Raw genomic sequence first — 25,179 nt, forward strand, 5'->3', positions numbered from 1 at the left:
GGCGGCCGCGAGGGATGAAACGGGTGCTCGTCTACATAGAGCGGGACATATGGGGTAGGCGCGGGACGAAGCGCTATTGGGGGAGGAAACATGGCTGCTCAAGAGACAGGCCACGTCACCGGGACCAAGGACAAGGACTACAACATCACCTGGTTCGTGGAGCAGTGCCTGAGCAACGCCCTCAGGCTGGACGTCTACATCGAGGACGCCGAGCGCGACGGCGACGTCGAGCTGGCGGACTTCTTCCGGCGGGCGCAGGGCGAGAGCCGCAAGGGCGCCGAGCAGGGCAAGGAGATGCTCAAGCAGCGGCTCTGACGCGGCACCGCACCCCGCCCGGGCGATCATCGCCCGGGCGGGGTGCCGCACGCCGACCGCCCGGTCCCCAGAGCGATCAGCAGTCACCGTGGAACGTGCGCTGCAGTGGGCCGCGTGACGTGGCGATGGTTAGGGACCCTGACACTATTACCCTATTTCGGTTGACTGATATGCCGGAAATGAACCCGGCTTAGTGGACACATCAAATGGTGAGTGCTAGTTTGACCAATCAATTCACCGGGGGTGGCCTCACCTTGACTGAAATGGGGGCTCTATGGCAGGGGAGAGGAATCGCCTCGATGAGTTACTCAATCGGGATGTGCCGCACGCGCCGACCTCTGCGGAGGACTTGAGCGCGCGTCTCAAGAGGAGCCCCTCCGGGACGAATGCCGCGCTGCCCGCCGAGCAGAGGGCCGACTCCGATGATGATGATCGCCCGGGTGGAGAGGCCAGGACCGCGGCGGTGCGCGAGGCCGAACCGGTGACCGCACCTGAACCTGTGCGGCCGATGGTCACGGCCGCGGGTGATTCCAAGGACGACGACGTCTTCGCCGGCTTGGAGCAGGTCATCGGCGAACTCGGAGAGGCGGCGGCCGGGCTGGCGCCCGCGATGGACGATTCGCTGGAAGCCACGGGTACCGAAACCACACCGGCACCATCGAAGTCACGATGGCCGGTCATGGGCGGGTGACCGGCTTCCGTCTCACCAGGAAGTGGCAGGCCGCCTTGGCTGCCGAGATGTTCGATTCGGCGGTTCTGGAGGCGGTTTCGGACGCGATGCTGGCTAGGATGGCGCGCGGTCTGGACGATGCGGAAAAGGCGGAGCCCGCCGCCGGGCGTCGGCCTCCCGGCCTCGAGACGCCGTTCGGCTCGTGGGTACCTCCGTCCGGCATCGACCCCGATTCCGCGCTGCGACAGATCAACAGCCTCCTTGAGGAATCCAGTAGAAGACTGGTGGAGTTGGAAGAGGCCCTGGCGCGCCCGCCAGAGGACGTGACCGTCCAGAGTGCGAATCACCGCGTGACTCTGCGTGTCAGGGACGGGATGGTCACGGGGGTCGAGACCCAGAAGAGCTGGCTGCTGAAAACCGACCCCGGTCGGCTCTGTACGGAATTCACCACGGCCTTCCAGGCGGCCAACGACCTCGCCGATTCCGAGCGCCGGGACCGGAGCGCGCCGCCGGCGGGCGGAGAGGACGGCGCGGGGTCCGTCCTCCGCGAACTCGAGGACCTCCTCCGGAGCTTCGGCCTTCCTGGACTTCGGGAGATGACATGAGCGAACTGGAAGTGGCCCTCAAGCATCTGCACAAGGATGCCGACAACTGGCGCAACGCCGCCAAGGTGATGGAGAAGGCCGCGCGGGACGTCGCCGCGATGAAGGACCTGGCCTCGGGATTCGGGTACCTGGGCAAGAAAGCGGAATGTGACACCACATATGCGACGCTGAACCAGACCCTCGTGAACGTCGGCGGGCAGGCCGGCAAGGTCTTCCAGGAGATCGCTCACAAACTCGACACGGTGGGCCGAGCGTACGAGCACGCCGAGGAGATGAACGTGGCGGACGTCAAGAAGATCCGGCAGGGGTGGCATATCTGACATGACCGAGTTCGCTGCGACGATGTCGCACATCAACCAGCAGACCCAGAAAGTGACCGAGAAGCTGAACGAGCTGGTCGCCAATGTCAACCGGGTCCTCGCCAAGCTTCCGTCCTTCATCTCCGATCGCGTCGTTCCGCTGCTGGACAAATTGCGGGACGCTGTCGTCAAGATGTGGAACGAGTTCGCGAATTTCGTGGCGGAGCCGGGGGACTGGGGAAAGCTGGCCGACGCGGCGAAGAAGTTCAGCGACAATGTCCAGGGGCCGGTGAGCGCACAGGCGGGCTACTTCCAAGAGAGCTATTCGAAGGTGGACGACTACTGGGAGGGCGACGCCGCGAAGGCGTACAAGAAGGTGCTCAAGCCGGACGCGCCGCAGAGCGGCGCGACGGAGCAGTACGCGGACACGGCGAAGGCCGTCAGCGATGCGGCCGGCTGGGGCGCCGTGCAGGTGATGGGAGGCGCGGCGAGCACCTTCCGCACGGAGAACAACGGGAACAACAAGTGGCCGGGCGGGCAGTGGCCGCCGTCCGGTGTCGTGACCGGCTAGACGCCGTGTTCTCTCTTTCGCGGCGTGCGGTTCAGCGGGATCCGGGGAATCGCCGCAGGTTCATGTGGATCCAGTTCTTCCGGTACGTGACGTTCGCCGTTGTTTCGGCGGCGGTCGGGCTGGTCGGTGCGCTGGACGGCGACGTTCCGGTGGTCTTCGCGCCGTTCTTCGTCGCGCTCGGCGCGGCATTCGTCGGTTCGGCGGTTCTCGCGGCGGCGACGGCGGTGGCGCTCGGCGGACGCCGTCCCAGCGGGGCGCGGCGCGTCGCGTTCGGGGTGTGGGCCGCCGGGGTCATCGGAACACTCGCCGCCGTGATCCTCGTCCTAGGGGAGGAGCACGGGCCCTCAGTTCCGCTCATCGCGCTGCTCGCAGTCCCGTTCCTGCTCGTCGCGAAGCCGCCGCGGCGCATGCTGCTCGACCCGGCTCCGCGCGGAGGGGCGCCGGCGGACGGCCGTCGCCCGGCCGGAACGCCTTGACCTGCACGTGAACCGGCCGTCAGGTCCGTCGGGCTCGCCATGAAACGGCTGGTGGTTCCACATAGAGGGCGAATGCCGGGGGAGTAGTAGCCCTGTGGCAGGGGGAGTTACGGGCGCACTCCGTGGTCGCGCAGGGGGCCGACGGTCAGGGCGGTGGCGCGGCATCTGGTCACGACCTCGGGCAGCGCGGCCAGGGTCGCCTTCCAGGCGCCGGGGGCCGAGGTGACGTCGCTGTCGTGCAGGAGCAGGGTCGCGCCGCCTTCGAGGCCCGGCTCCAGGGTCCGCAGCACGGACTCGGGGGTCGCGGTCGCCGTCCAGTCCTTGCCCCAGGCCGTCCACAGGACGGGTCGCAGGCCGTTGTGGCGGGCCGCGAGAAGGGCCTCGGTGCTCAGCGCGCCGTACGGCGGCCGGTACCAGGACGGGGTGACCCCGCAGACGTCCTCGACCAGGTGCACGGTGTCGCGGATGCCCGCGGACGTGCGGCCGGGGCGCGCCGTGAGGGTGTTGCCGTGTTCCCAGCCGTGGACGGCGATCTCGTGCCCGTCGGCGGCGATGCGGCGGCCGAGGGACGGGGCGCGCCGCAGCATCGCGCCGAGGACGAAGAACGTCGCGTGGCAGCCGAGGCGGGCCAGCTCGTCCAGGAAGAGGGGCGTGGAGCCGGGGTCGGGGCCGTCGTCGAGGGTGAGGGCGACGTGGCGGGGGCCGCCGCGGCCGGCGACGCGGGGCGTCAGCCGCCGCACCGGGGGGAGCCAGGTCGCCGCGGGCAGGGCGTGACCCAGCAGGGCGGCGGTCAGGACGGCGGGCACGCGGCGGGACATGAGATCAGTTTCACCGGGGGGAGTTCAATTAATGGGCAAACGACTCTTAATTCTGACAGCGGGCATGGGGGCCGGGCATGACGCGGTCGCCGCGGAGCTGGCCCGGCGGATGGCGGGGCAGGGGGTGGAGGCGTCCGTCCTGGACGTCCTCGACCTGGTCCCGCTGCGGCTCGGGCAGGGCCTCCGGCACATGTACGAGGGCATGGTCCGGTCGGCGCCGTGGCTGTACGAGGGCATCTACCGGGCGTTCTTCGTGTCCCGGCGGCCGCCGCCCGCGTCGCCGCTGACGGCGCTGATCGCGCGGCGGCTGGACGCGCGGATCCGGGAGCTGCCGCCGGACGCGGTCGTGTCCACGTTCCACGTCGCGGCGCAGGCGGCCGGGCGGCTGCGGGAGACCGAGCGGCTGGAGGTGCCGTCGCTGGTGCTGGTCACCGACTTCGCCGTCCACCGGATGTGGCTGCACCCCGGCAACGACCGGTACCTGTGCCCGGACGAGGGGTCCGCGCAGGCGGTGGCGGAGCGGACGGGCCGCCCGGCGACCCGGTGCGCGCCCGTGGTGCGGCCGGCGTTCCGCCGCAGGCGGGCGGCGACGGACCGGCTGCGCGGCGAGGTCGGGGCCCGCCCCGGTGACCGGATCGTGCTGATCTCGGCGGGCGCCTGGGGCGTCGGGCGGGTCGTGGAGACGGCGCAGCACCTCGCGGCGTCCGGCCGGTACGTGCCGGTGGTGCTGTGCGGCCGCAACGAGCGGCTGCGCGAACGCGTCTACGGGCCCGCCCTCGGCTGGCGGGAGGACCTGCCGGAGCTGATGGCGGGCGCCTACGCGCTGATCGACAACGCGGCGGGGCTGACCTGCCGGGAGGCGTTCGCGTGCGGGCTGCCGGTGATCTCCTACCGGCCGATCCCCGGGCACGGCCGGGACGGCGCGGCGGCGATGGCGCGGGCCGGGCTGAGCCGCTACGCGCGCACGCCCGGCGAACTGGTCGGGGAACTGGACCGGCTCGCCGACGGCGCGGAGCGGCGAACCCGGGCGCGGACGGCGGCTGGCCTGCTGCGCGCCGTCCCCGCCGAGCGGGTCATCGCGACGGTGCTCGGCTGACGTCGTGCTCCTCGTGCAGCAGCGGGGATCGGGCGATGCCGATGCTGCCGAGGAGGAGCAGTCCCATGCCGACCGCCTCCAGCAGGACCCACGGCCCGCCGCGGACGTTCTCGCCGAACAGGTAGACCCCGAGGATGATGCTGGCGACGGGGTCGGAGATGGTCAGGGCGGGCTGCACGGCGACGAGGGTGCCGCTCTGCAGCGCGTTCTGCAGCAGGAAGAGGCTGGCGAGGCCGGCGAGGGCCATGGCGTAGAGCTGCCAGGACGTCAGGACGGCGCGGAGCCCGCGCTCGAAGTCGTGCGTGGCGGTGTTCATGAACGCGGCCGTCAGCGCGAACCCGATCGAGGTCGTGATGCCGAGCAGCACGGCGCGGACCGGCCCGCGGATCAGCCAGGCGAGCGCGATGAGCCCGGCGACGCAGGCGACCGTGCCGGTCGTCGCGATGATCCAGGCGGCGCCGCTCGGCAGGTGGTAGCTCTCGTCGGGGGACAGCGCGAACAGCAGCACGGCCAGCCCGAGGCTGAGCAGGACGACGGCCGTCCACGGCACCCGGGTCAGCCCGCGCGGCGGCAGCCACGCGATGAGGATCATGGTGAACGGCAGCTCGACGGCCAGCAGCGGCTGGACGAGCGACAGCCCCGCGATGGACAGCGCCGCCGCCTGCAGCACGAACGCGGCGATGAGCGCGCCGATGCCGCCGAGCCACATCGGGCTGCGCAGCAGGTCGAGGATGAGCGCGAACTTGAAGGCGTCCGACTCGGGCGCGGCCTTGGCGACCCGCCGCTGGAGCACCGACGCGAGGGCGTTGGACGCGCCGGCGAGCAGCGCGAGCACGATGGCGATCACTGGCACTCCACCCCGTCAGGCGGCGCGGCCGCGGCGCGCTCGCCGGGTTTGCCGAGGTAGGGGGACTGGCCGAGGACGACGATGCCGCCGACCATCGCCGCGAGCCCGAGCGCCTCCAGCGCGAGGTCGGAGACCTCCAGCCGGACCCGCTCCCCGAAGATCACGATGCTGAGCGCGATGCCGGTGAGCGGCTCGGCCGCCGTGGTCGCGGGCAGCGAGATCCGCAGCGGCGCCGCGTCGAACGCGCTCTGCGCGAACAGCAGCCCGAGCGCCCCGATGAACACCAGCCCGTACGGCTGCCAGGTGACGAAGATGCGGCCGAAGCCCTCGTCGGAGACCAGCAGGACGCTGCGGGTCAGGGTGTCCTGGAGCCCGTAGAGGAGCCCGGCGCCGCAGGCCAGCAGCATCGCGCGGACGCGCAGGTCCCGGTGCAGGCCGCCGAACGCGCACAGGGCGACGAGGACGAGCACGGCCCCGCCCGCGAGCCAGCGCGGCGAGTGGACGCCCGGCAGCGCACCGCCGTGCGGCACGCCGATGCCGAGGAACAGCGCGACGCCGCCGGTCAGCAGCAGCGACCCCAGCCACTCGTTGCGGCCGAGCCGCTCCCGGTAGATCACGTGCGCGGCGAACAGCGCGAAGATCAGGTTGATGGTGAGCACCGGGGTGACCTCGGCGACATCGGCGATGTTCAGCGCGAACGCGAAGATGATCTGGCCGACGATCATCGAGGCGATGCCGGTCAGCCACAGCCGGCTGCGCACGAGGTCCAGCAGCAGCCGCGGATGCAGGATCTCCTCCAGCGGTTCCCGGAACGCCGCGTGCTGCTGCGCCACGAACCCGAGCCCGATGAAGGCCGCCGCCACGACGGCGATGGCCATGCCGAGAATGCTCATCCGCGTCCACGATCTCCCCCGAGCGACCCGTCCGGATCCGGCCTTTCACATTCCACAAACCGGCTGGACGGTATGTAATACGGGGGTCTGCCGGCGGAGCACCATGCGCATCCGAGCCCTCACCGCCCTCGTCGCGACCGTCCTCGCCTCGGTGGTCCCGCTGAGCCCGGCCCAGGCCGGCCGCACCCCCGATGATCAGCCGTTACCCGGTTACACGATCGACAATCCGCCGCTGCCGCCCGTCCAGGTGCACGCGAAGCCGACGCGGGTGCCGCAGGGCGTCCACCACCACGCGGCCTACGCCATCGAGGTGCCGCCGCACTGGAACGGCAAGCTCGCGCTCTACGCGCACGGCTACGCGGGTACGACGTCCGCGCCGGTGTGCTGAGCACCCGCGACGTCGCCGACCTGTTCACCGCCAAGGTCGGACGACCCAGCACTGCGAGTTCTCGGCCGTGGAGGCGGGGACGGCCTGGGACGGCCTGGTGCGCTGGATCGGCACCGGCAGGCGTCCGGCCGGGGCCGGGACGCGGCGGCTGTTCCCCGCCTGCCCCTGAGCGGCTCCGCCTGAGCGGCGCTACGGGTGACTGTCCGGCCACACGCGCCCGTGGCCGGATCCCGTTAGCGCGTCGTCACAGGTCGGTGGCGATGATCTTCTCGATGTTGCGCTCGGCGAGCGCGGTGATGGTCACGAACGGGTTGACGCTGGTGTTGCCGGGGATCAGCGACCCGTCGATGGCGTAGAGGCCGGAGTAGCCGCGCAGCCGGCCGTAGTTGTCGGTGGCCTTGTTCAGCACGGCGCCGCCGAGCGGGTGGTAGGTGAGGTGGTCGCCCCAGATCTTGTAGGCGCCGAAGAGGTCCGTCCGGTAGATCGTCCCCTCCTTCTTGTTGATCTTGTCGAAGATCGACTTGGCCATGTCGATGCTGGTCTGCTTCCAGGCGGTCTGCCAGTTCAGGTCCACCCGGCCCGCCGCCGCGTTCCAGGAGAAGGCGGCCCGGTGCGGGGTGTTGGTGATCGACAGGTAGAACGAGGCCCAGGTCTCGATGCCGGTGGGCAGCGGCGCGACCTCGGCGAACGCGCCGCCGGCGTCCCAGTTGTCGATGCCGCCGGTCGGGATGGAGGACTGGAGGCTGCCGGTCGGGTCCCAGAGGTGGTTGGCGCGGCCGCACATCACGTTGCCGTTGTCGCCCCAGCCCCGGCCGACCTCGCCGTTCAGCGCCGGCAGCGCGCCGGTCGCCTTCAGCTTGACCAGCAGCTTGCTGGTGCCGACGCTGCCGGCCGCGAAGAACACCCGGTCGGCCCGCACCGTCTTGGTGCCCGTGACGGCGCCGGTCGTGTCGATCTGCTCGATGGCGACGGTGTAGCCGCCGCCGGACGCGGGCGACACCGACGTCACCCGGTGCTGCGGTGAGATGGAGACGCGGCCGGTGGCCTTGGCCTGCGCCAGGTAGGTCTGCTGCAGAGACTTCTTGCCGTGGTTGTTGCCGTAGAGGATCTCCGCCGCCAGCGCCGACTTCGGCACCGCGCCCGCGGCCTCCTGCTTCATGTAGTTGAAGTCGTACACGTTCGGGACGTAGACGAACTCGAACCCCGAGCGCTCGGCGTGCTTGCGCCCGACCCGCGCGTACTGGTAGCAGTCGGTGCTGTCGAACCAGGCGCGGTCGATCTGGTTGACGCCGAGCCCGGCGTTGGCGCGGGGGTAGTACACGCCGTACATCTCGTCGACGTCCACCGAGGGCAGGACGCCGCTGAACCGCGAGCGCACCGGCGTCACCGCCATCCCGCCGTTGACGAGCGAGCCGCCGCCGACGCCCCGCCCCTGGTAGACGGTGATGCCGCCGAACTCCTCGGCGTCCAGGATCCCGGTGTAGCGGGGGACGTCCTTGTCGATCGGGAAGCCGAGGAAGTTGCTGAGCGGCTGCTTGGTGCGGGTCCGCAGCCAGAACGACCGGTAGTCGGGCGAGCGGGTGTTGGCGAAGATCTTGCCGTCCGAGCCGGGGGTGTCCCAGGCCATCCCCATCTCGACCATGTGCACGTCCACGCCCGCCTGGGCGAGCCGCAGCGCGGCCACGGAGCCGCCGTAGCCGGTGCCGATGATCAGGACCGGGACGTGCGCGCCGTCGCCGATCGGGCCGGCCGCCGCGGCGGTGGACGCGGCGGTGCCGCCCATCAGGCCCAGTCCCAGAATGGAACCGGTTCCAACAAGGAACCCGCGGCGCGAAACCCCGCCGAGACTCCCGTTGGGCATGATGGAATCGGTCATGTGACCTCCCTCACTGTCGCTGAGATTGGAACAGGTTCTATATCGACCGGAGAGGGAAGTCACTAGCTACGCAAAAGTAACTTACGAACCATCACGCACAAGTGTTGCCAGGTCACAGGCAGTTAACCAAGTGCTTGCTTGGCATTGGACCCGGGCTTTGTTACATTCCGCCCATGATCTCCGCGATCGTCTGGGGCACCGGCAATGTGGGGCGGCTCGCCCTGCGCGCCGTCGACGCCCATCCGGCGCTGACACTCACCGGCGTGATCGTCCACGACGAGGGCAAGGCCGGACGGGACGCGGGCGACCTCGCCGGCCTCGGCCGCGAGCTCGGCGTCGCGGCGACCACCGACATCGACGCGGTCCTCGCCGCCCGGCCGCAGGCCGTCGTCTACGCGGCGTCCGGCGACATCCGCCCGGACGACGCCCTCGCCGACATCCTGCGGGCGATCCGCGCCGGCGCCGTCGTCGTCACCCCCGCGCTGTACGCGCTCTACGACCAGCGCAACGCGCCCGCCGAGATGCGCGAGGCGGTGCTGGACGCCGTCGCCGAGGGCGGCGGCTCGCTGTTCGTCTCCGGCGTCGACCCGGGCTGGGGCAACGACGTCCTGCCGCTGATGATCAGCGGGCTGGGCGGCGTCATCGACGTCGTCCGCTGCCAGGAGATCTTCGACTACTCCACCTACGACCAGCCCGACTCCGTCCGCTACCTGGTCGGCATGGGCCAGCCGATGGACTACGAGCCGCCCATGCTGGCGGCGACCGTCCCGACCATGGTGTGGGGCGGGCAGGTCAGGCTGATGGCGCGCGCGCTCGGCGTCGAGTTGGACGAGGTCCGCGAGACCTTGGACCGGCGTCCGCTGGACGAGACCATCACCACCGCGTCCATGGGCGACTTCGAGAAGGGCACGCAGGGCGCGGTCCGGTTCGAGGTGCAGGGCATCGTGGAGGGCGAGCCCCGCATCGTCGTGGAGCACGTCACCCGCATCCACCCGTCGTGCGCGCCCGACTGGCCCGTGCCGCCGGACGGCGACGGCGCCCACCGCGTCATCATCGAGGGGAACCCGCGCATCGAGGTCACGGTCGAGGCCACCGACGAGCACGGCAACCGCGCCGCCGGCGGCAACGCCACCGCGGTCGGGCGGCTCGTCGGCGCGATCGACTGGCTGGTGGACGCCGAACCCGGACTCTACGACGCGCTCGACGTCCCGCTGCGCCCCGCGGCGGGCAGGCTCGGAGGCACCCGCGCATGAACCTCGACGTCCCCGACGGCAAGGACCCGATCCAGTACGCGTGGGGCGAGCTGGTGCCCGGCATCGGCCCCGCCGCGTCCCGCCTGTCGCTCGCGGTGTACGAGCACACCACCCTCGGCCTCCGCGAGTTCGAGGCCGCGCGGCTGCGGGTCGCGCAGATCAACGGCTGCCTGTTCTGCCTCGACTGGCGGACCGAGCGCGACGGCGAGAAGGTCGAGGAGGAGTTCGCCGACGCGGTCACCGAATGGCGCACCACCGGCGCCTTCGACGACCGCACCCGCCTCGCCGCCGAGTACGCCGAGCGCTACGTCCTCGACCACCACGGCCTGGACGAGGAGTTCTGGGAGCGCATGACCGCGCACTACGACCAGCGCGAGATCGTCGAGCTGAGCATGTGCATCGGCTCGTGGCTGGCCTTCGGCCGCCTCAACCACGTGCTCGGCCTCGACGCCATGTGCGTCCTGCCCAAGCTCTGAGGGCGGGCAGGGCCCGGGGTCACCCCTACCCCGGGCCCTGGTCTGCGGACGGTTCCGGCTCAGGCGGCGGCGGACGGCGTGTAGTGCGCGGCCTCGTCGCCCTCGACGCGGTAGCTCTCCCGGCCGTCCACCCCGACCGGGACGTCGCCGGCGGCGGTGACGCGGTGCAGCAGCCGCGGCAGGTCGCCGTAGTCGTCGGACGCGTAGTGCTGCGTGATCCGGTTGTCGAACACGATGAGGTCGCCCGGGGCCCACGCCCAGCGCAGGATGTTCTCCGGCCGGGTCACGTACCGCTGGAAGATGTCGAGGAGCGTGCGGCCCTCCCGCGGCGGCAGCCCGACGACGCTCTGCGCGAACCCGCCGATGAACAGGTTCCGCTCGCCCGACTCGGGGTGGACGCGGACGACGGGGTGCGCGGTCTTCCACGTCCGTGACACGAACGCCTTGCGGTGCTCGGCCGACTTCTCCGGGTCGGCGCCGGTGTTCGGCGGCTTCACGTAGTCGTAGTCGTTGGTGTGCACGGCCCAGAGCCGGTCGGCGAGCGCGCGCAGCTCCTCCGGCAGGTCCCGGTACGCGGCGCCGGTGTTGGCGACCAGCGTGTTCCCGCCGAAGGGCGGGATGACCAGGCTGCGCAGGGTGCTGATCTTCGGCGGCGTCTGGACGAACGTGACGTCGGTGTGCCAGTGGTTCGCCCGGCCCGACTCGCTGTCCACCGGCAGGATCTCGCGGTGCTCCTCGGCCGCCGGGACGGTCGGGTGCGCGCCGGTGAGCGGCCCGAAGCGGGCGGCGAAGGCGATCTGGTCGTCGTCGGTCAGGTCCTGGCCGCGAAAGCCCAGCACCTTGTGCTCCAGCAGGGCCTCCTGGATCTCGCCGAACAGCGCGCCGGTCAGCTCGCGAACGTCGACGCCGACGACCTCGGCGCCGATGCGGCCGCCGATCTTGCGGATGTCGAACTCGGGCATTGCCCACCTCCTGGGGGACGGACGGTCAACGGGACGGCGGTCCGAGGGCGCTCCGGAGGGCGATCCGGAGCGGAGCCGTGCGGACCCGCCGATCGGTAGCGAAACACGCCCTCGCCCAAAAAGCAACTATTCCGATTGACTTAGTAGGAAATAGAGGTCATAGTCACGATGTGCCCTCCAACGCCTCACGAGTCCCACGCCCGTACCCCGACCCCACGAGAAGACGGCTGCTGTCCGCGCTCGCGGTCGCGGCGGCCGCCGTGCCGCTCACCGCGTCCTGCGGCCGCGCGCTCGGCGGCGGCGCCGAGCGCACCGGCACCCTGCGCTACCAGGGCTGGACCGGACAGGTGATCCTCCCCGAACTCGCCGCCGACCTCGGCTACCTCGGCAAGGTGAAGCTGGAGTGGATCGGCAACACCATCAGCGGCCCGCAGGACGTGCAGAGCGCCGCCACCGGCCAGGTCGCGTTCGGCGGCGCGTTCAACGGCGCCTCGGTCAAGCTTCAGGAGGCCGGTGCGCCGCTCACGTCCGTCATCGGCTACTACGGCACCGACCGCGCGACCTACAACGGCTTCTTCGTCCTGGACGGCAGCCCGATCCGCGGGCCGCGCGACCTGATCGGCAAGAAGGTCGGGATGAACACCCTCGGCGGCCACGCCCAGGCCGTCCTCGACCTCTACCTGCGGCGCAACGGCGTCGCCCCCGCCGACGTCCGGAAGGTCGAGGCGCTGGCCGTGCCGCCGGTCTCCCTGGAGCAGGCGCTGCGCCAGGGGCAGCTCGACGTCGCCGCGCTCAGCGGCATCTTCCAGGACAAGGCGCTCGCCGCCGGCGGGGTCCGCGCGGTGTTCAGCGACTACGACTTCCTCGGGCCCTTCACCGCCGGGTCCTACGTGTTCCGCGACGACTTCATCGAGCGCAACCCCGACACCGTGCGGGCCTTCACCGCCGGGGTCGCCCGCGCGATCGAGTGGACCCGGACGGCGCCGCGCGCGGAGGTCATCGCCCGGCAGACGCGCATCCTCACCGCGCGCGGCCGCAACGAGAACGCCGACGCCCTCAAGTACTGGAAGTCGCTCGGCGTCGCCGGGCGCGGCGGCCTGATGTCCGACCGGGAGTTCTCGGTCTGGAGCCGCTGGCTGAAGGACGTCGGCCAGATCCGCGAGGTCGGCGTCGCGCCCCGCGACCTCTACACCAACCAGTTCAATCCGTACGCGAACGGAGGCGTCCCGCGATGACCGGGCCCGCGACCAAGATCAGCCTGTCCGGGGTCGGGAAGACCTTCCCGGTCCGCGGCGGCGGCGCGTTCACCGCGCTCGGCGGCGTCGACCTCGACGTCGCCGAGGGCGAGTTCCTCGTCGTCGTCGGGCCGTCCGGCTGCGGCAAGTCCACCCTGCTCGACCTCATCGGCGGCCTGGCCCGGCCCACCGCCGGGCGCGTCGCGATCGACGGCGCCGAGGTGACCGGGCCCGCGCTGGACCGGGCCGTCGTCTTCCAGCAGTACGCCCTGTTCCCGTGGCGGACGGCGCTGCGCAACGTCGAGTTCGGGCTGGAGGCCAAGGGGCTGCGCCGCCGCGAGCGCGCCGACATCGCCCGCTCCCACCTGGACCTCGTCGGCCTGTCCGGCTTCGAGGACCGCTACCCGCACGAGCTGTCCGGCGGCATGAAGCAGCGCGTCGCGATCGCCCGCAGCCTCGCCTACGACCCGGAGGTACTGCTCATGGACGAGCCGTTCGCCGCGCTCGACGCCCAGACCCGCGACTCCCTCCAGGACGAGCTGCTGCGCATCTGGAAGGCCACCGGCAAGACCGTCGTGTTCATCACCCACGGCATCGACGAGGCCGTCTACCTGGGCGGACGGGTGGCCGTGCTGACCTCGCGGCCCGGCCGGGTGAAGGAGGTCGTCGACATCGACCTCGGCCCCCGCGACGCGCACGAGGACCTGCGCTCCAGCCCCGCGTTCGCCGCGCACCGGCACCGCGTCTGGTCGCTGCTGAAGGACGAGGTGCGGGCGGCGCAGCGGCCGGCCGTCCCCGCGCCGCGCGAGGAGGCCCGCCGTGGCTAGCACCGTCGAGGCCCCCGCCCGCACCGCCGGGCCCGCGGCGCCGGCGCCCCCGCCGCGCCGCACCGGCCGCCGCGCCGCCGCGCTCGGCGCCACCGCCCTGCGCCGCTCGATCGCCGTCATCGCGTTCTTCGCCGTCTGGGAGCTGGCGCCCCGCGCCCAGCTCGTCGACCCGGTCTTCCTGCCGCCGGTGTCGGACGTCCTCCCGGCGCTGTGGGACCTCGCCCGCAGCGGGCAGCTGTGGAGCAACACCGAGGCCAGCCTCGTCCGCGCCCTCGCGGGCTTCGGGCTGTCGATCGCCGTCGCGGTGCCGCTCGGGCTGCTGATCGGCTGGTACCGGCCGGTCGCCGAGCTGCTGAACCCGCTGCTGGAGCTGTTCCGCAACACCGCCGCGATCGCGCTGCTGCCGGTCTTCGTCCTCGTCCTCGGCATCGGCGAGACCTCGAAGATCGCGATCGTGCTGTACGCCTGCACGTGGCCGATCCTGCTCAACACGATCAGCGCGGTCCGCACGGTGGACGCGACGCTCGTCAAGTCCGCGCGGTCGCTCGGGCTGCCCGCCGCCCGCATCTTCCAGAAGGTCGTGCTGCCCGCCGCGGTGCCGTCGGTGTTCACCGGCATCCGGCTGGCCGGCGGGATCTCGGTGCTCGTGATGATCGTCGCGGAGATGGTCGGCGCCAAGGAGGGCCTCGGCTTCCTGATCGGCTCCGCGCAGCAGAACTTCGCGATCCCCGACATGTACGCCGGAATCCTCACAATCTCGGCGCTCGGGCTGGCGTTCAACTACCTGCTCGTGCTGGTCGAGCGCCGGTTCACGCGGTGGCGCACCGACGCGCACTGACCGGGGCGGGTCACTCGTCGTCGGTGATGTGGGTGAGCTTGTCGGGGTTGGTGACGTGACGGCGTAGACGCCGCGGACCCGGTCGCCGTCCGCGTCCAGGTCGAGGACCATGACGGCGAACGGGGCGTACGTGTCGAACAGCACCGCCGACGGGTCGCCGTTGACCGTCCGGTAGCGGACGTCCAGGTCCGCGGGGCGGCGGCTCGCCGTGCCGGTGATGGCCCGCGCCACCCTGTCGGCGCCCCGGATCGGGCGCAGCGCCGCGCTGCGGCCGGGCCTGCTGGTCGGCTCGCTGGGGCTCGGCGCCGCGTTCGTCGCCGTCACGACCGCCGCCAACGCCAACGTCCCGCCGGGTCAGGCCGGGCTCGCCGCAGCCCTGCTCAACGCCTCCCAGCAGCTCGGCGGCGCGCTCGGACTCGCGATCTTCTCCGCCGTCGCGACGTCCCGCACCAGCGGGCTCCTCGCGGACCGGACGCCGGTGCGCGAGGCGATGACCTCCGGCTTCTCCCGGGCACTGCTGGCCTGCGCCCTCTTCCTGGCCGCCGCGGCCGTCGTCGCACTCCGCGCCGCCAACACCCGCGGCGAGGCGTCCGAGGTCGAACTCGGCACCGAACGGGAGCCCGCGCCGGTCAGCTGAACGACATCCTGGTGCTGCCGGGCGCGCGGATCAGGAACGTGCCCGCCAGCACCACCAGCCCGGACGCCGCCAGCACGAACTGGCCCGGCGCCAGGCCGAGCGGCGACGCGCCGGCCTCCTTCAGGAGGTCGGCCGCGACGCCCGACACCAGCGCCGCCAGCGCCAGCCCGAACCGCAGCACGGCGTGGAACGCGGTCAGCGCCAGGTTGCGCTCCACGCCGTTCAGCTGCTCCTGGAGGAAGGTGATGCCGCCGACCAGCGCGCTCGTCGCGGCGGCGCCGAACACCACCGCCCCGATGAAGGACCACCAGATCGACCCCAGCGCGCCCATCGATGCGATCACCAGGCCCTGCGCGGCCGTCCCCAGCTTGATCTGCGTCATCAGGCTGCCCGCCTTGCGGTGGACCAGCAGCAGGCCCGTGATGGCGCCCACCCCGAACAGCACCACCAGCGCCCCGAACCCCACCGCGCCCGCGTCCAGGACGTTCTTGACGAACACCACGCCCAGCGAGAACAGCGCGCCCAGACCCAGCGCCACCACCGCCACCCCCGGCAGGACGCCGCGCACCACCGGCAGCCGCAGCGACCGGAAGAAACCGCCCTGCGACTCCCGCTCGGAGTGCTCCATCCGCCGCCGCTCCACCGGGCCCGGGCCGAGGTCGGGGATCGAGCGGATCGCGAAGTACGACACGATGTACGTCGCCGCGTTCAGCCAGAACACCACCACGTACCGCCAGTGGCCCTCCCAGCCCGCCATGTTCGACAGCCACAGCAGCAGCCCGAACGCGCCCGCGCCCAGCGGGATCATCCCGTAGGACGTCGCCATCGTGATGCCGTTGGCCATCTCCAGGGTGCCGGTGTCGTGCTCGTCCTCCTCGTCCTCGATCAGGAAGGGGATGGCCGCGTCCCGGGCCGGCAGGAACATCAGCCCCACGACCTCGATCACGAACGCCCAGAAGTACACCCACACCAGCCACGGCACGATCGGCAGCGCCAGCGCCATGCCCGTCCGGATCAGGTCCGACCACAGCATCACGCTGCGCCGCCGCCACCGCGTCACCACCCGGGCCGCCACCGGCGCGCCCACCGCGGACGGCAGCAGCCGCAGCACCAGCACCCCGCCCACCGCCGTCGTGGAGCCGCTCAGTTCCAGGACGAAGTACATCAGCGCCAGCGTGCCCATCCAGTCGCCGAAGGAGGAGACCGTCTGCCCGACGATGAGCCGCCGGAAGTCCCGGCGGCTCAGCTGCTCCTTGAGTCCCATGCGGGCTCCATCCCCGGTCTCTCCGGCCGCGACGGCGAATCGGGGGACGGGCCCGACAGCAGGCCGGCGAGCCGGGCGGCGGCGGTGTCCCAGCTCCAGGTGTCGCACGTCCACCGGCGGCCCGCCGCGCCCATCGCGGCGGCCCGCTCCGGGGACGCGAGCAGGCGGTGCAGGGCCAGTGCCAGCTCGTCCGGGCCGGTGGCGTCCACCAGGACCCCCGTCCGGCCGTCGACCAGCGACGCGCAGCTGCCGCCCGAGCGTCCGACCACCACCGGCAGCCCCGCCGCGGACGCCTCCAGCACCGACAGCCCCAGCCCCTCCGTCTGGAGCCCGCGCCGGTCGTCGCGGCACGGCAGCGTGAACACGTCGGCGGCCGCGTAGTAGCGCGGCAGGTCCGCCGCCGAGACGAGCCCGGTCAGCGTGACCGTGCCCGGCGCGTGCCGGTCCGCCATCTCGGCGAGCCGCCGCCGCATCGGGCCGTCCCCGACGATGACGAGCCGCGCGTCCGGGCGCCGCCGCACCACGTCCGGCCACGCGCGGATCAGCATGTCGTGCCCCTTGCGCCGGACGAGCCGCCCCACGCTGAGCACCACCGGGCCGTCACCGAGCCCGTGCCGCCGCCGGACCGCCGCCCCGTCCAGACCGGGCCGGAACCGCACCGTGTCGACGGCCCCGGCCAGCCGGACCAGCCGCGTCCGGTCACCGACGGCGTCCGCCAGCTCCGGCAGCGTCGCCTCGCACAGATGGGTCAGCACGTCGAACGACCGCGCCGCCGCCCGCAGCGCCGCCCGCGTCGGCGGCGCCCGGAACCAGCCCAGCTCCTGCCCGTGCGCCGAGCCGACCAGCCACCGCACCCCCGCCGCCCGCACCAGCGGCGCGTACATCCCGAACGGCGCCGCCGCCGTGATCCACCCCGCCCGCACCCGGTGCCGCGCGACGATCCGGCGCAGCCCCCGGAACAGCAGGTACCCCTGCCGCCGCACCACCGGGAACCCCAGCCCCGCGTCGAACTCCGCCGCCCCCGGCCGCGCCGGCGCCACCACGACCAGCCGCTCCGCGGGCAGCCGCCGCACCAGCTCCCACGTGAACGTCTGCACTCCACCCGGTTCCGGGGGGAAATGCCCGGTCAGCACGAGGGTCCGCGGTATCTCCATGCGCACACGGATTCCCGCGCAGACGTGGGCCAACCCTGCGGACCGGGCGGCCGCCCCTGCGGCCGGAGCGCGCGGTGATCACGAGTGAACCGCGGGCCCGGGCGAGTCGGGGCGGCCCCGGGTGGAGCGTCCGGCTATCCCTGGTAGAGATCGATGTGGTTGCCGGCCGGGTCCATCACGGTCGATGAGCGCGGCTTCCAGGGCGTGTCGACCGGGGGTGCGACCTCGACGGCGCCCGCGGCGAGCGCGCGCGTGTGCGCGGCGTCGACATCGTCGACGAGCAGCCCGAACTTGGCCGGGCCGCCGGACCAGGGGTGCCGCTCGGGGTCGGCGATGGTCAGCAGGAAGAAGTCGTCGTCGGGGTAGGTGCCGAACTGCAGCGAGCCGATCTCCTGGTGGTACGAGGCGTCGAACGCGTCGCGGTAGAAGGCGATCGAGGTCTGCGGCTCGTCGGCCACGATGGTGACCTGGGAGATGCGGGAGGTCGTCATGGGCATTCCTTTCTCGATGTAGTGCTCGACGGTTTCGATGAGCTGTGCCAGCGAGTCGGCCTGGGCCCGCAGCCGTTCACGGTGCTCGGCGAGCACGGTGCCGAGACCGCGTTCGTGAACCGCTCGCATCGCGTCGACGGGCATGTGGAGGTGCCGCAGTGCCGCGTAGAGACGCGCCTGGCCGATCTGCTCCCGCGCGTAGCGGCGGTATCCCGTCTCGTGATCGACATGGGCGGGCGGGAGGAGCCCGACGTCGTCGTAATGCCGCAACGCAGTGATCGACAGGCCGGTGACCAGTGAGAAACTCCCGATGCTCAGCACGAGACCATCTTGCAAGTCTCACGCCGCCTGAGAGTCAAGCCGCGATGACGAAGATGACGCGGCCGGCCCTGCCCCGGGAGGTCACTGGATGATGACGGCGTCCTTCGGGGCGTCCTTGTCCTCGGTCCAGCCGTCGTGGCCGGCGTCGGACCGCCAGTGCTTGCCCGCGTAGCGGACTTCGGTGAGGCCGTATGCCTGGGCGTGGGTCACCGCCCAGGAGGCGACCGCCCAGCCTTCGCGGGTGCTCCCCGGCTTCACCGCGTTCCACGAGCCGGGGTCGGACTTCGCGCCCTGCGTCAGCGGGCTCGGGCCCGTGACCTTGAGGCGGCTGCCGAACGCGCGGCGCATCTCGCGGATCGCCGCCGGGCGCCGCGACGCGGTCTTCTTGTCCGGCGGGAACCAGCAGCGCGCCGTGGCGGGCTCGCGGCCGGTGAACGCCGCCGCGAGCAGCTCGCCGTCCGGCTCGTGCTGGGCGTAGGCGGTGCCGTCCGCGCTGCGCTGGACGCGCTGCGCGGCGTCGTGCAGGTCGCGGTCGAGGTAGTCCTTGATCTTCACCAGCGCGTCGAAGAACTTGCTCGTGGACTGGACGGGGTCGCGGAGCTTGGCCGGGGTGCCCCAGCCCTGCGAGGGGCGCTGCTGGAACATGCCCACCGAGTCGCGGTCGCCGCCCGGCAGGTTGCGGATGTGCGACTCCTGGATCGCCGTCGCGTACGCGATCACCACGGCGCGCTCGGGCAGCCGCTTGCGGAACGCCACCGCCGAGATCGTCGCGGCGTTGGCGGCCTGCTCCAGGTCGAGCGGCATCGTGCCCTGCGTCGTCCGCACCTCGCAGCCCGTCCCGTGCAGGTACGGGCGGGCGCGGTCGAACAGCGCGAACCCGCCGACGGCCAGCAGCATGACGCCGACGGCCAGGCCCACGGCCCAGCGCAGGCCGCGGCGGCCCCCGCCACCGTCCGCGCCCTCCTCGGGACGCTCCTTCAACCTCGCCCAAACAGCCACGCGAAGAAGGTACCGGGAGTTGGGTCCCAGTAAGCTCATGAGGCATGACCGAAACGTTCACCAGCCCGATCTCCGGCGGCATCGACGAGCTGTGGGAGCGGCGCGCCGACCTCACCCCGGACGACGCCGACGCGCGCGCCGCCATCGTGGCCGCCGTCGACCAGATCGACACGGGCGAGGCCCGCGTCGCCCGCATCGACCCCGCGACCGACGAGGTACTCGTCGACGAGCGGGCCAAGCGGGCGATCCTGCTGAGCTTCAAGGTGCTCGGCATGGCCCGGGCCCAGGTGGGCGACTTCCGCTACCACGACCGCATCCCGCTGAAGAGCCGGCTGGACGGCGTCCGCGTCGTCCCCGGCGCCATCGCCCGCTGGGGCGCCTACCTCGCGCCCGGCGTCGTGCTCATGCCGTCGTTCACCAACATCGGCGCCTACGTCGACTCCGGCACCATGGTCGACACCTGGGCCACCGTGGGCTCCTGCGCCCAGATCGGCAAGAACGTCCACCTGTCCGGCGGCGTCGGCATCGGCGGCGTCCTGGAGCCCCCGAACGCCAAGCCCGTGATCATCGAGGACGAGGCCATGATCGGCAGCCGCTCGATGATCGTCGAGGGCGCGCGGGTCGGCAAGGGCGCCGTCGTCGGCTCCGGCACGAACCTGTCCGCGTCCATGCCGGTGATCGACGTCGAGACCGGCGAGGAGATCAGCCGCGGCCGCATCCCCGACTGGTGCGTCGCCGTCGGCGGCACCCGCTACAAGGAGTTCAAGGGCGGCACGTTCGGGCTTCCCGCGGTGCTGATCCTCAAGCGGCTGGAGGAGGGGCAGCGCCACGACAAGGCGTCCCTCAACGACATCCTCCGCGACCACGGCATCAACACCTGAGACGGCATCAGCACCTGAGCCGGAGGCGCGCCCCGCCGTCGGTGGGGCGCGCTACGTTTGCGCGCCATGACACGCACCACCCCGCCGCGCCCCGTGGACCTCGCGGTGCTGTTCCCCGCGCTCGCGCCGCTCGCCCGCACCGCCACGCGGCCGCATCCGCGCCCGGGTTCGCCCGGCGTCCGCGACAGTTCGGTGGGCGGGCCGCTGCTGTGGCCGGCGGACGAGCCGTGGCCCGTGTGCGAGGAGGAGCACGACCCGGTCGAACCCATGCTCGTGGACGGCGAGCGGCGGCGCAGGCGCGTTCTGGCGGCACTGTGGGGCCGGACGCCGGCGGGCAGGGGGTTCACGGACGAGGAGCAGGCCGAACTGGACCGCCTCGAACGGCTGGACGAGAAGGCCGACCCGGACACGCCGGCGACGATGCTCGCCGTGGCCCAGCTCTACGCGAAGGACGTCCCCGACCTGGGGGCGCCCGATGAGGCCGACGTCCTGCAGGTCCTGTGGTGCCCGCGCGACCACGACCCCCTGGACGCGCCTCAGCCCGTGCTGCGCTGGCGCCGGGCGTCCGACGTCGCCGACGTCCTCGCCGAGCAGCCCGAGCCCGAGATCATGGAATACGGATACCTGCCCGAACCGTGCGTTCTGCATCCGGAGCGGGTGGTCGAGTATCCCGATGCCCGGACCCTGCCCGTCGAGCTGCGGGAGCGGATCCAGGAGTGGGAGGAATCGAGCGGCCACCGGTACTCGGCCCTGGCGGTCGCCGCCGGCTGGAAGGCGGGCGGGCACGCCTCGCGGGGGGACTCCAGCCCCGAGCCGACGGCCTGCGACTGCGGCGCCGACCTGGAACCGCTGCTGACGGCCGCGTCCGGTGAGTGGGACGAGACCGGGTACTGGCGCCCCGCCGAGGACGCCGGAACCGGCGGCGGGTTCCCGCCCCGCGCCGACCCGACCCGCGTATCGATCGACGGCGGCGGCGCGTTGCAGATCCTCCGGTGCCCGGTGTCGCCCGATCACGGGTTCGGCGTGTCCGTGCGGTAGCCGTCAGTCGAGCGGGGTCTCGGTGATCTTGAGGGGGCGGTCGGTCAGGACGGCGATGGAGGCGGCGTAGCCGGGGCCCGGCGTCAGGTCGGCCATGCGGACCGGGGAGACCGCCGCGTCGCCCTCCCAGGCCAGGACCTCCGGGGGCTCGTCCGGGGCGGAGACGTGGATGTCGGTCATGGGGGCGGCCAGGCCGTGGCCCGTGGCCTTCAGAAGGGCCTCCTTGCGCGACCAGTAGGCGTGGAAGCCGCGCTTGCGGTCGGCCATCGCCGCCAGGGCGGCGCGCTCCGGGGCGGCGAGGACCATCTCGGCGAGGCGGTCGACATCGCGGTCGCTCTCGCGCTCCACGTCCACGCCCACCTCGGCGCCCTCGACGAGGACGAGGACGACGCGGTCGCCGGAGTGGGAGAGGGAGAAGTCGAGGGCGCTGCCGGGCAGCCGTGGCTTGCCGTGCGCGGCGCCGCAGTGCGGGCAGTCGGTGGTGAAGCGGATGGTCTCCGGCGCCAGGCCGGTCGCCTCGGCGAGGGCCGTGCGGGCGAGGAGGCGGCCGGTGACGAAGCGGGCCTTGTCCTCGGGGCGCAGGAAGCGGTCGTAGCGGTCGCGTTCGCCGTCGTCGAGCAGGTCGCGCATGGGGGGCTCGTCGACGGGGGCCGCCCAGCGGACGGCGCACTCCAGCATCTCCACGAACGTGATGATAGGACTTGGGCGTGACTCCTCCGCTCCGTGAAGGGAGCGGCTTCTCGCTAAGCCGCTTGCGCGGCGTTGCGAAGGGCAAGCCCTGCCCTGAGGATGTTGATGGCCGCGTTGACGTCGGCCTGTGCGGTGTGACCGCACGCTGTGCACGCGAACGCGGCCTGGGTGAGGCGGTTCTCATTGGCGCAGTGCCCACATTGGGGGCAGGTGCGGGAGGTATGGGCGGGGTTCACCGCGATCAGCTCTCGACCGGCGCTTTCAGCCTTGTGCGCGAGGATCGTCAGGAACACCCCCCACCCCGCGTCCAGGATGCTGCGGTTCAGGCCCGACTTCTGCGCGACGTTGCGGCCCGGCTGCTCGGCCGTACCGGACGCAGAGTGGGTCATGTTCGCGATCCGCAGGTCCTCGTGCGCGATCACGTCGTAGGCGCGGACCAGCGCGAGCGCGGCCTTGTGCGCATCGTCCAACCGCTGTCGGCGAACTTTGGCGTGCAGCGCGGCCACCCGCGCCACCGCCTTGCGGTGCCGCCCCGACCCTCGCTTCTTGCGGGCCAGGTCGCGTTGGGCGCGGGCGAGGCGTCCGGCGGATGCCGAAAGGTGGCGAGGGTTGGCCATGTGCTCCCCGTCACTGGTGGTGGCCAGGGACGCCACACCCATGTCGATCCCGGCGGCCGCGCCCGTGGCGGGCAGGGGCAGGGCGGGCACCCCGTCGCACGACAGGATCACGTACCAGCGGCGCCCTTCTCGCTTCACGCTGATCGTCTTCACCACACCATGAACGGGTCTGTGCCGGTGGACCCGGACGTGCCCGACCCCCTGGAGCCGCACGAACACCGCCGAGGGGTGTTCGGGTTGGGAGTCCCACCGGCACCCGTCACCGTCCCGAGGCCATTGCACCGTGTCGAACCAACCCCGTCCCTTGAAACGGGGGAACCCGGCGCGCTGCCCAGCCTTGGCGCGGCGGAAGAACGCCGCGAACGCCCTGTCCAGGCGGCGGAGCGTGGCCTGCTGGGAACTGAACGACCAGCGGCCCTGCCCGCCCTCATCACCGGCACGGATATGTTTCAACTCGGCGGACTGGTCCCCGTACCGGACTGTCACCCCGGCTTTGCGGTAGGCGGTGCGGCGGTGCTCAAGAGCGGCGTTGTACAACTGCCGGTGATCCTCCAGACACGCCGCCAAGGATCCGGCCTGCCGCGCGGTGGGGCGCAGCAGGAACTTGAACGACCTGTGCACACCCACCTCCCACACCAGAATCAGAACGGCCCGGTCGACGGTATCGATCGGCGCCGACAAAACTCGAAGGGAGGGAGCGCGGAATTCCCCGCCCGCTGGAGCGGGCGGGGCCCCTCCGCGCAAACCTGATGGGGCTGGATCTCTTCGCGGACGTGGCGGACCTGACGGCGGCGCTCGTCGACATCGAATCGGTGAGCGGCGGGGAAGGGCCGCTCGCCGACGCCGTCGAGGAGGCGCTGCGGGCGCTTCCGCACCTGGCGGTGGAGCGGGCGGGGAACAACGTCGTCGCCCGCACCGACCTGGGACGCGGTGAACGGGTCGTGCTGGCCGGGCACCTTGACACCGTCCCGCTGAACGGCAACCTGCCGTCGCGGGTGGAGGGCAACCGGCTCTACGGGTGCGGCACCACGGACATGAAGAGCGGCGTCGCGGTCGCGCTGCGGCTCGCCGCGACCGTTCCCGAGCCGAACCGCGACATCACCTACGTCTTCTACGAGTGCGAGGAGATCGAGGCTGAGCGCAACGGGCTGCGCAAGCTGGCGGCGGCGCGTCCCGAGCTGCTCGCGGGCGACTTCGCGGTGCTGATGGAGCCGACGGGCGGCCAGATCGAGGGCGGCTGCCAGGGCACGATGCGGGTCGAGGTCGTGGCGAAGGGGGAGCGGGCGCACAGCGCGCGGGCGTGGATGGGGTCGAACGCCATCCACTCGGCGGGGCGGATCCTCGACGTGCTGCGCGCCTACGAGCCGCCGCGTCCGGTTGTGGACGGCCTCGAATTCCGCGAAGGCCTGAACGCCGTGTTCATTTCCGGCGGCGTCGCCGGAAACGTTATCCCGGACGAATGCGTCGTTACCGTGAATTATCGGTTCGCCCCCGACAAGTCGGTGGCCGACGCGGAGGCGTACCTCAGGGAAATCTTCACGGGCTTCGAGGTGACGGTCACCGACGCCGCGTCCGCCGCCCGGCCTGGGCTGACGCACCCCGCGGCCGCCGCGTTCGTCGCGGCCGCCGGGGCCGAGGTCCGCGCGAAACTCGGCTGGACGGACGTCGCGCGCTTCTCCGAACTCGGCATCCCCGCTGTCAACTACGGGCCCGGTGAGCCCACCCTCGCCCACACCAGGGACGAGTACGTCGAGATCCCCCTCATCGCCGAGTGCGAGCAACGTATGCGCACGTGGCTGGCCGGTCGCACTAACGTGGCTCCATGACTCTGAATGCGAATTCCCCCTCGCGGCGCCAGGGGCCGGCCATGCTGCGCGGGCGGGCGGTCCCGAAGACGACCACCGACCAGCGGCTGCTCGACGGCCGCGGCCCGGCCGACTGGGTGCACGCCGACCCGTGGCGCGTGCTGCGCATCCAGGCGGAGTTCGTCGAGGGCTTCGGCCTGCTCGCCGAGCTGCCGAAGGCGGTCAGCGTGTTCGGCAGCGCCCGCACCAAGCCCGACTCGCCGGAGTACGAGCTCGCCGTCGACATCGGCGGCCGGCTGCACGACGCCGGGTACGCCGTCATCACCGGCGGCGGCCCCGGGATCATGGAGGCCGCCAACAAGGGCTGCGACGAGAACGGCGGCCTGTCCGTCGGCCTCGGCATCGAGCTGCCGTTCGAGCAGCGGCTCAACGACCACCTCGACATCGGCCTGGAGTTCCGCTACTTCTTCGTCCGCAAGACGATGTTCGTGAAGTACTCGCAGGCGTTCGTGGTGCTGCCGGGCGGCTTCGGCACCCTGGACGAGCTGTTCGAGGCGATCACCCTCGTCCAGACCAAGAAGATCACCCGCTTCCCGATCGTCCTCGTCGGGACGCGGTTCTGGGGCGGGCTCCTGGACTGGGTGAAGCAGTCCATGCTGCCCAGCGGCAAGATCTCCCCCCAGGACATCGACCTGATCCACCTCACCGACGACCCGGAGGAGGTCGTCCAGATCATCGTCGAGGGCCACACGCGGGCCGAGCAGGCGATCATCGAGGCCCGGGCGCAGGCCGAGGCGGGGCAGACCGCCGCCGAGTGACCCCCGGGGGAGTCGGCGC

29 protein-coding genes are annotated in these 25,179 nt (G+C 72.0%); 18 read left to right on the forward strand and 11 right to left on the reverse strand.

What is annotated here, in order from left to right; all coding sequences use genetic code 11:
* Positions 1-90 precede the first annotated feature (90 nt).
* The 6 genes from HUT06_RS09645 to HUT06_RS09670 all read left to right on the forward strand — a co-directional run bounded on the left by HUT06_RS09645 (position 91) and on the right by HUT06_RS09670 (position 2,936).
* Positions 91-315: a hypothetical protein gene (locus tag HUT06_RS09645; RefSeq protein WP_176195404.1), complete on the forward strand. Its 225-nt coding sequence runs from the start codon at positions 91-93 to the stop codon at positions 313-315.
* A 463-nt stretch (positions 316-778) separates the two neighbouring features.
* Positions 779-1,006, forward strand: a complete 228-nt coding sequence (locus tag HUT06_RS09650; RefSeq protein WP_176195405.1) for a hypothetical protein — start codon at positions 779-781, stop codon at positions 1,004-1,006.
* Positions 1,003-1,590, forward strand: a complete 588-nt coding sequence (locus tag HUT06_RS09655) for a hypothetical protein (RefSeq protein ID WP_176195406.1) — start codon at positions 1,003-1,005, stop codon at positions 1,588-1,590. Before HUT06_RS09650 ends, HUT06_RS09655 begins: the two co-directional genes overlap by 4 nt.
* Positions 1,587-1,910 carry a hypothetical protein gene (locus HUT06_RS09660; protein WP_176195407.1) on the forward strand — a complete coding sequence of 108 codons (324 nt, stop codon included), beginning with the start codon at positions 1,587-1,589 and terminating at the stop codon, positions 1,908-1,910. The genes HUT06_RS09655 and HUT06_RS09660 overlap by 4 nt, the downstream gene beginning before the upstream one ends.
* A 1-nt stretch (position 1,911) precedes the next feature.
* Positions 1,912-2,460: a hypothetical protein gene (locus tag HUT06_RS09665; protein WP_176195408.1), complete on the forward strand. Its 549-nt coding sequence runs from the start codon at positions 1,912-1,914 to the stop codon at positions 2,458-2,460.
* A gap of 62 nt (positions 2,461-2,522) precedes the next feature.
* Complete coding sequence (locus tag HUT06_RS09670; RefSeq protein ID WP_176195409.1) at positions 2,523-2,936, forward strand: hypothetical protein; 414 nt, start codon at positions 2,523-2,525, stop codon at positions 2,934-2,936.
* 107 nt (positions 2,937-3,043) lie between these two features.
* Here the strand turns inward: HUT06_RS09670 and HUT06_RS09675 are convergent, their stop codons facing one another.
* Entirely contained in the window at positions 3,044-3,754 is a 711-nt protein-coding gene (locus HUT06_RS09675; RefSeq protein WP_176195410.1) for a polysaccharide deacetylase family protein, read from the reverse strand.
* Positions 3,755-3,818: 64 nt separating this feature from the next.
* Between HUT06_RS09675 and HUT06_RS09680 the strand changes: the two genes are divergently transcribed.
* Positions 3,819-4,850, forward strand: coding sequence for a hypothetical protein (locus HUT06_RS09680; protein WP_254715077.1), 1,032 nt, complete (start codon positions 3,819-3,821; stop codon positions 4,848-4,850).
* On the opposite strand, the gene HUT06_RS09685 is transcribed toward HUT06_RS09680, so the two are convergent.
* Both HUT06_RS09685 and HUT06_RS09690 read right to left on the reverse strand, forming a co-directional pair.
* Complete coding sequence (locus tag HUT06_RS09685) at positions 4,828-5,697, reverse strand: DMT family transporter (protein ID WP_176195412.1); 870 nt, start codon at positions 5,695-5,697, stop codon at positions 4,828-4,830. The two genes, HUT06_RS09680 and HUT06_RS09685, sit on opposite strands and share 23 nt — an antisense overlap.
* The gene (locus HUT06_RS09690; RefSeq protein WP_176195413.1) at positions 5,694-6,590 is read right to left on the reverse strand and encodes a DMT family transporter; all 897 of its coding nucleotides are present in this window, start codon (positions 6,588-6,590) and stop codon (positions 5,694-5,696) included. The genes HUT06_RS09685 and HUT06_RS09690 overlap by 4 nt, the downstream gene beginning before the upstream one ends.
* 103 nt (positions 6,591-6,693) lie before the next feature.
* Here HUT06_RS09690 and HUT06_RS09695 point away from each other — a divergent pair, with 103 nt between their 5' ends.
* The gene (locus HUT06_RS09695; protein WP_176195414.1) at positions 6,694-6,978 is read left to right on the forward strand and encodes a hypothetical protein; all 285 of its coding nucleotides are present in this window, start codon (positions 6,694-6,696) and stop codon (positions 6,976-6,978) included.
* A 244-nt stretch (positions 6,979-7,222) separates the two neighbouring features.
* Here the strand turns inward: HUT06_RS09695 and HUT06_RS09700 are convergent, their stop codons facing one another.
* Positions 7,223-8,854, reverse strand: a complete 1,632-nt coding sequence (locus HUT06_RS09700; RefSeq protein WP_176195415.1) for a GMC oxidoreductase — start codon at positions 8,852-8,854, stop codon at positions 7,223-7,225.
* 173 nt (positions 8,855-9,027) lie between these two features.
* On the opposite strand from HUT06_RS09700, the gene HUT06_RS09705 reads away from it, so the two are divergent.
* Together HUT06_RS09705 and HUT06_RS09710 are read left to right on the forward strand one after the other, a co-directional pair.
* Entirely contained in the window at positions 9,028-10,107 is a 1,080-nt protein-coding gene (locus tag HUT06_RS09705) for a dihydrodipicolinate reductase (protein ID WP_176195416.1), read from the forward strand.
* Positions 10,104-10,583 (forward strand): carboxymuconolactone decarboxylase family protein, encoded by a 480-nt coding sequence (locus HUT06_RS09710; protein ID WP_176195417.1) that lies wholly within the window; start codon positions 10,104-10,106, stop codon positions 10,581-10,583. The genes HUT06_RS09705 and HUT06_RS09710 overlap by 4 nt, the downstream gene beginning before the upstream one ends.
* A 59-nt stretch (positions 10,584-10,642) precedes the next feature.
* On the opposite strand, the gene HUT06_RS09715 is transcribed toward HUT06_RS09710, so the two are convergent.
* Positions 10,643-11,545 carry a TauD/TfdA family dioxygenase gene (locus tag HUT06_RS09715; RefSeq protein ID WP_176195418.1) on the reverse strand — a complete coding sequence of 301 codons (903 nt, stop codon included), beginning with the start codon at positions 11,543-11,545 and terminating at the stop codon, positions 10,643-10,645.
* 170 nt (positions 11,546-11,715) lie between these two features.
* Here HUT06_RS09715 and HUT06_RS09720 point away from each other — a divergent pair, with 170 nt between their 5' ends.
* From HUT06_RS09720 to HUT06_RS09735, 4 genes are all read left to right on the forward strand, one after another.
* Positions 11,716-12,780, forward strand: coding sequence for an ABC transporter substrate-binding protein (locus HUT06_RS09720; RefSeq protein ID WP_176195419.1), 1,065 nt, complete (start codon positions 11,716-11,718; stop codon positions 12,778-12,780).
* Positions 12,777-13,607, forward strand: a complete 831-nt coding sequence (locus HUT06_RS09725; RefSeq protein WP_176195420.1) for an ABC transporter ATP-binding protein — start codon at positions 12,777-12,779, stop codon at positions 13,605-13,607. The genes HUT06_RS09720 and HUT06_RS09725 overlap by 4 nt, the downstream gene beginning before the upstream one ends.
* A complete protein-coding gene (locus HUT06_RS09730) occupies positions 13,600-14,445 on the forward strand; it encodes an ABC transporter permease (protein WP_176195421.1) in 846 nt (281 codons plus the stop codon). Before HUT06_RS09725 ends, HUT06_RS09730 begins: the two co-directional genes overlap by 8 nt.
* Positions 14,446-14,662: 217 nt before the next feature.
* Complete coding sequence (locus tag HUT06_RS09735; protein ID WP_176195422.1) at positions 14,663-15,082, forward strand: hypothetical protein; 420 nt, start codon at positions 14,663-14,665, stop codon at positions 15,080-15,082.
* Here the strand turns inward: HUT06_RS09735 and HUT06_RS09740 are convergent.
* From HUT06_RS09740 to HUT06_RS09755, 4 genes are all read right to left on the reverse strand, one after another.
* Positions 15,075-16,346, reverse strand: coding sequence for an MFS transporter (locus HUT06_RS09740; protein WP_176195423.1), 1,272 nt, complete (start codon positions 16,344-16,346; stop codon positions 15,075-15,077). The genes HUT06_RS09735 and HUT06_RS09740 overlap by 8 nt on opposite strands.
* Positions 16,325-17,500 carry a glycosyltransferase family 4 protein gene (locus tag HUT06_RS09745; RefSeq protein ID WP_217711262.1) on the reverse strand — a complete coding sequence of 392 codons (1,176 nt, stop codon included), beginning with the start codon at positions 17,498-17,500 and terminating at the stop codon, positions 16,325-16,327. The genes HUT06_RS09740 and HUT06_RS09745 overlap by 22 nt, the downstream gene beginning before the upstream one ends.
* A 134-nt stretch (positions 17,501-17,634) precedes the next feature.
* On the reverse strand, positions 17,635-18,312 hold the full coding sequence (locus HUT06_RS09750) for a VOC family protein (RefSeq protein ID WP_176195424.1): 678 nt from the start codon (positions 18,310-18,312) through the stop codon (positions 17,635-17,637).
* Between the two features lie 81 nt (positions 18,313-18,393).
* The gene (locus tag HUT06_RS09755; protein ID WP_254715078.1) at positions 18,394-19,311 is read right to left on the reverse strand and encodes a hypothetical protein; all 918 of its coding nucleotides are present in this window, start codon (positions 19,309-19,311) and stop codon (positions 18,394-18,396) included.
* A gap of 44 nt (positions 19,312-19,355) precedes the next feature.
* On the opposite strand from HUT06_RS09755, the gene HUT06_RS09760 reads away from it, so the two are divergent.
* Positions 19,356-20,192: a 2,3,4,5-tetrahydropyridine-2,6-dicarboxylate N-succinyltransferase gene (locus HUT06_RS09760; protein WP_176195425.1), complete on the forward strand. Its 837-nt coding sequence runs from the start codon at positions 19,356-19,358 to the stop codon at positions 20,190-20,192.
* Positions 20,193-20,258: 66 nt separating this feature from the next.
* The gene (locus tag HUT06_RS09765; protein WP_176195426.1) at positions 20,259-21,230 is read left to right on the forward strand and encodes a hypothetical protein; all 972 of its coding nucleotides are present in this window, start codon (positions 20,259-20,261) and stop codon (positions 21,228-21,230) included.
* A 3-nt stretch (positions 21,231-21,233) separates the two neighbouring features.
* Here HUT06_RS09765 and HUT06_RS09770 read toward each other — a convergent pair whose 3' ends face one another.
* Together HUT06_RS09770 and HUT06_RS09775 are read right to left on the reverse strand one after the other, a co-directional pair.
* The gene (locus tag HUT06_RS09770) at positions 21,234-21,908 is read right to left on the reverse strand and encodes a 4'-phosphopantetheinyl transferase superfamily protein (protein ID WP_176201259.1); all 675 of its coding nucleotides are present in this window, start codon (positions 21,906-21,908) and stop codon (positions 21,234-21,236) included.
* Between the two features lie 65 nt (positions 21,909-21,973).
* On the reverse strand, positions 21,974-23,218 hold the full coding sequence (locus HUT06_RS09775; protein ID WP_254715079.1) for a transposase: 1,245 nt from the start codon (positions 23,216-23,218) through the stop codon (positions 21,974-21,976).
* A 68-nt stretch (positions 23,219-23,286) separates the two neighbouring features.
* Here HUT06_RS09775 and dapE point away from each other — a divergent pair, with 68 nt between their 5' ends.
* Positions 23,287-24,363 (forward strand): succinyl-diaminopimelate desuccinylase, encoded by a 1,077-nt coding sequence (gene dapE, locus HUT06_RS09780; protein ID WP_176195427.1) that lies wholly within the window; start codon positions 23,287-23,289, stop codon positions 24,361-24,363.
* A complete protein-coding gene (locus HUT06_RS09785; RefSeq protein ID WP_176195428.1) occupies positions 24,360-25,160 on the forward strand; it encodes a TIGR00730 family Rossman fold protein in 801 nt (266 codons plus the stop codon). The genes dapE and HUT06_RS09785 overlap by 4 nt, the downstream gene beginning before the upstream one ends.
* The last annotated feature ends 19 nt before the right edge of the window (positions 25,161-25,179 follow it).

The organism is Actinomadura sp. NAK00032, from assembly GCF_013364275.1.
Lineage (GTDB): Bacteria > Actinomycetota > Actinomycetes > Streptosporangiales > Streptosporangiaceae > Spirillospora.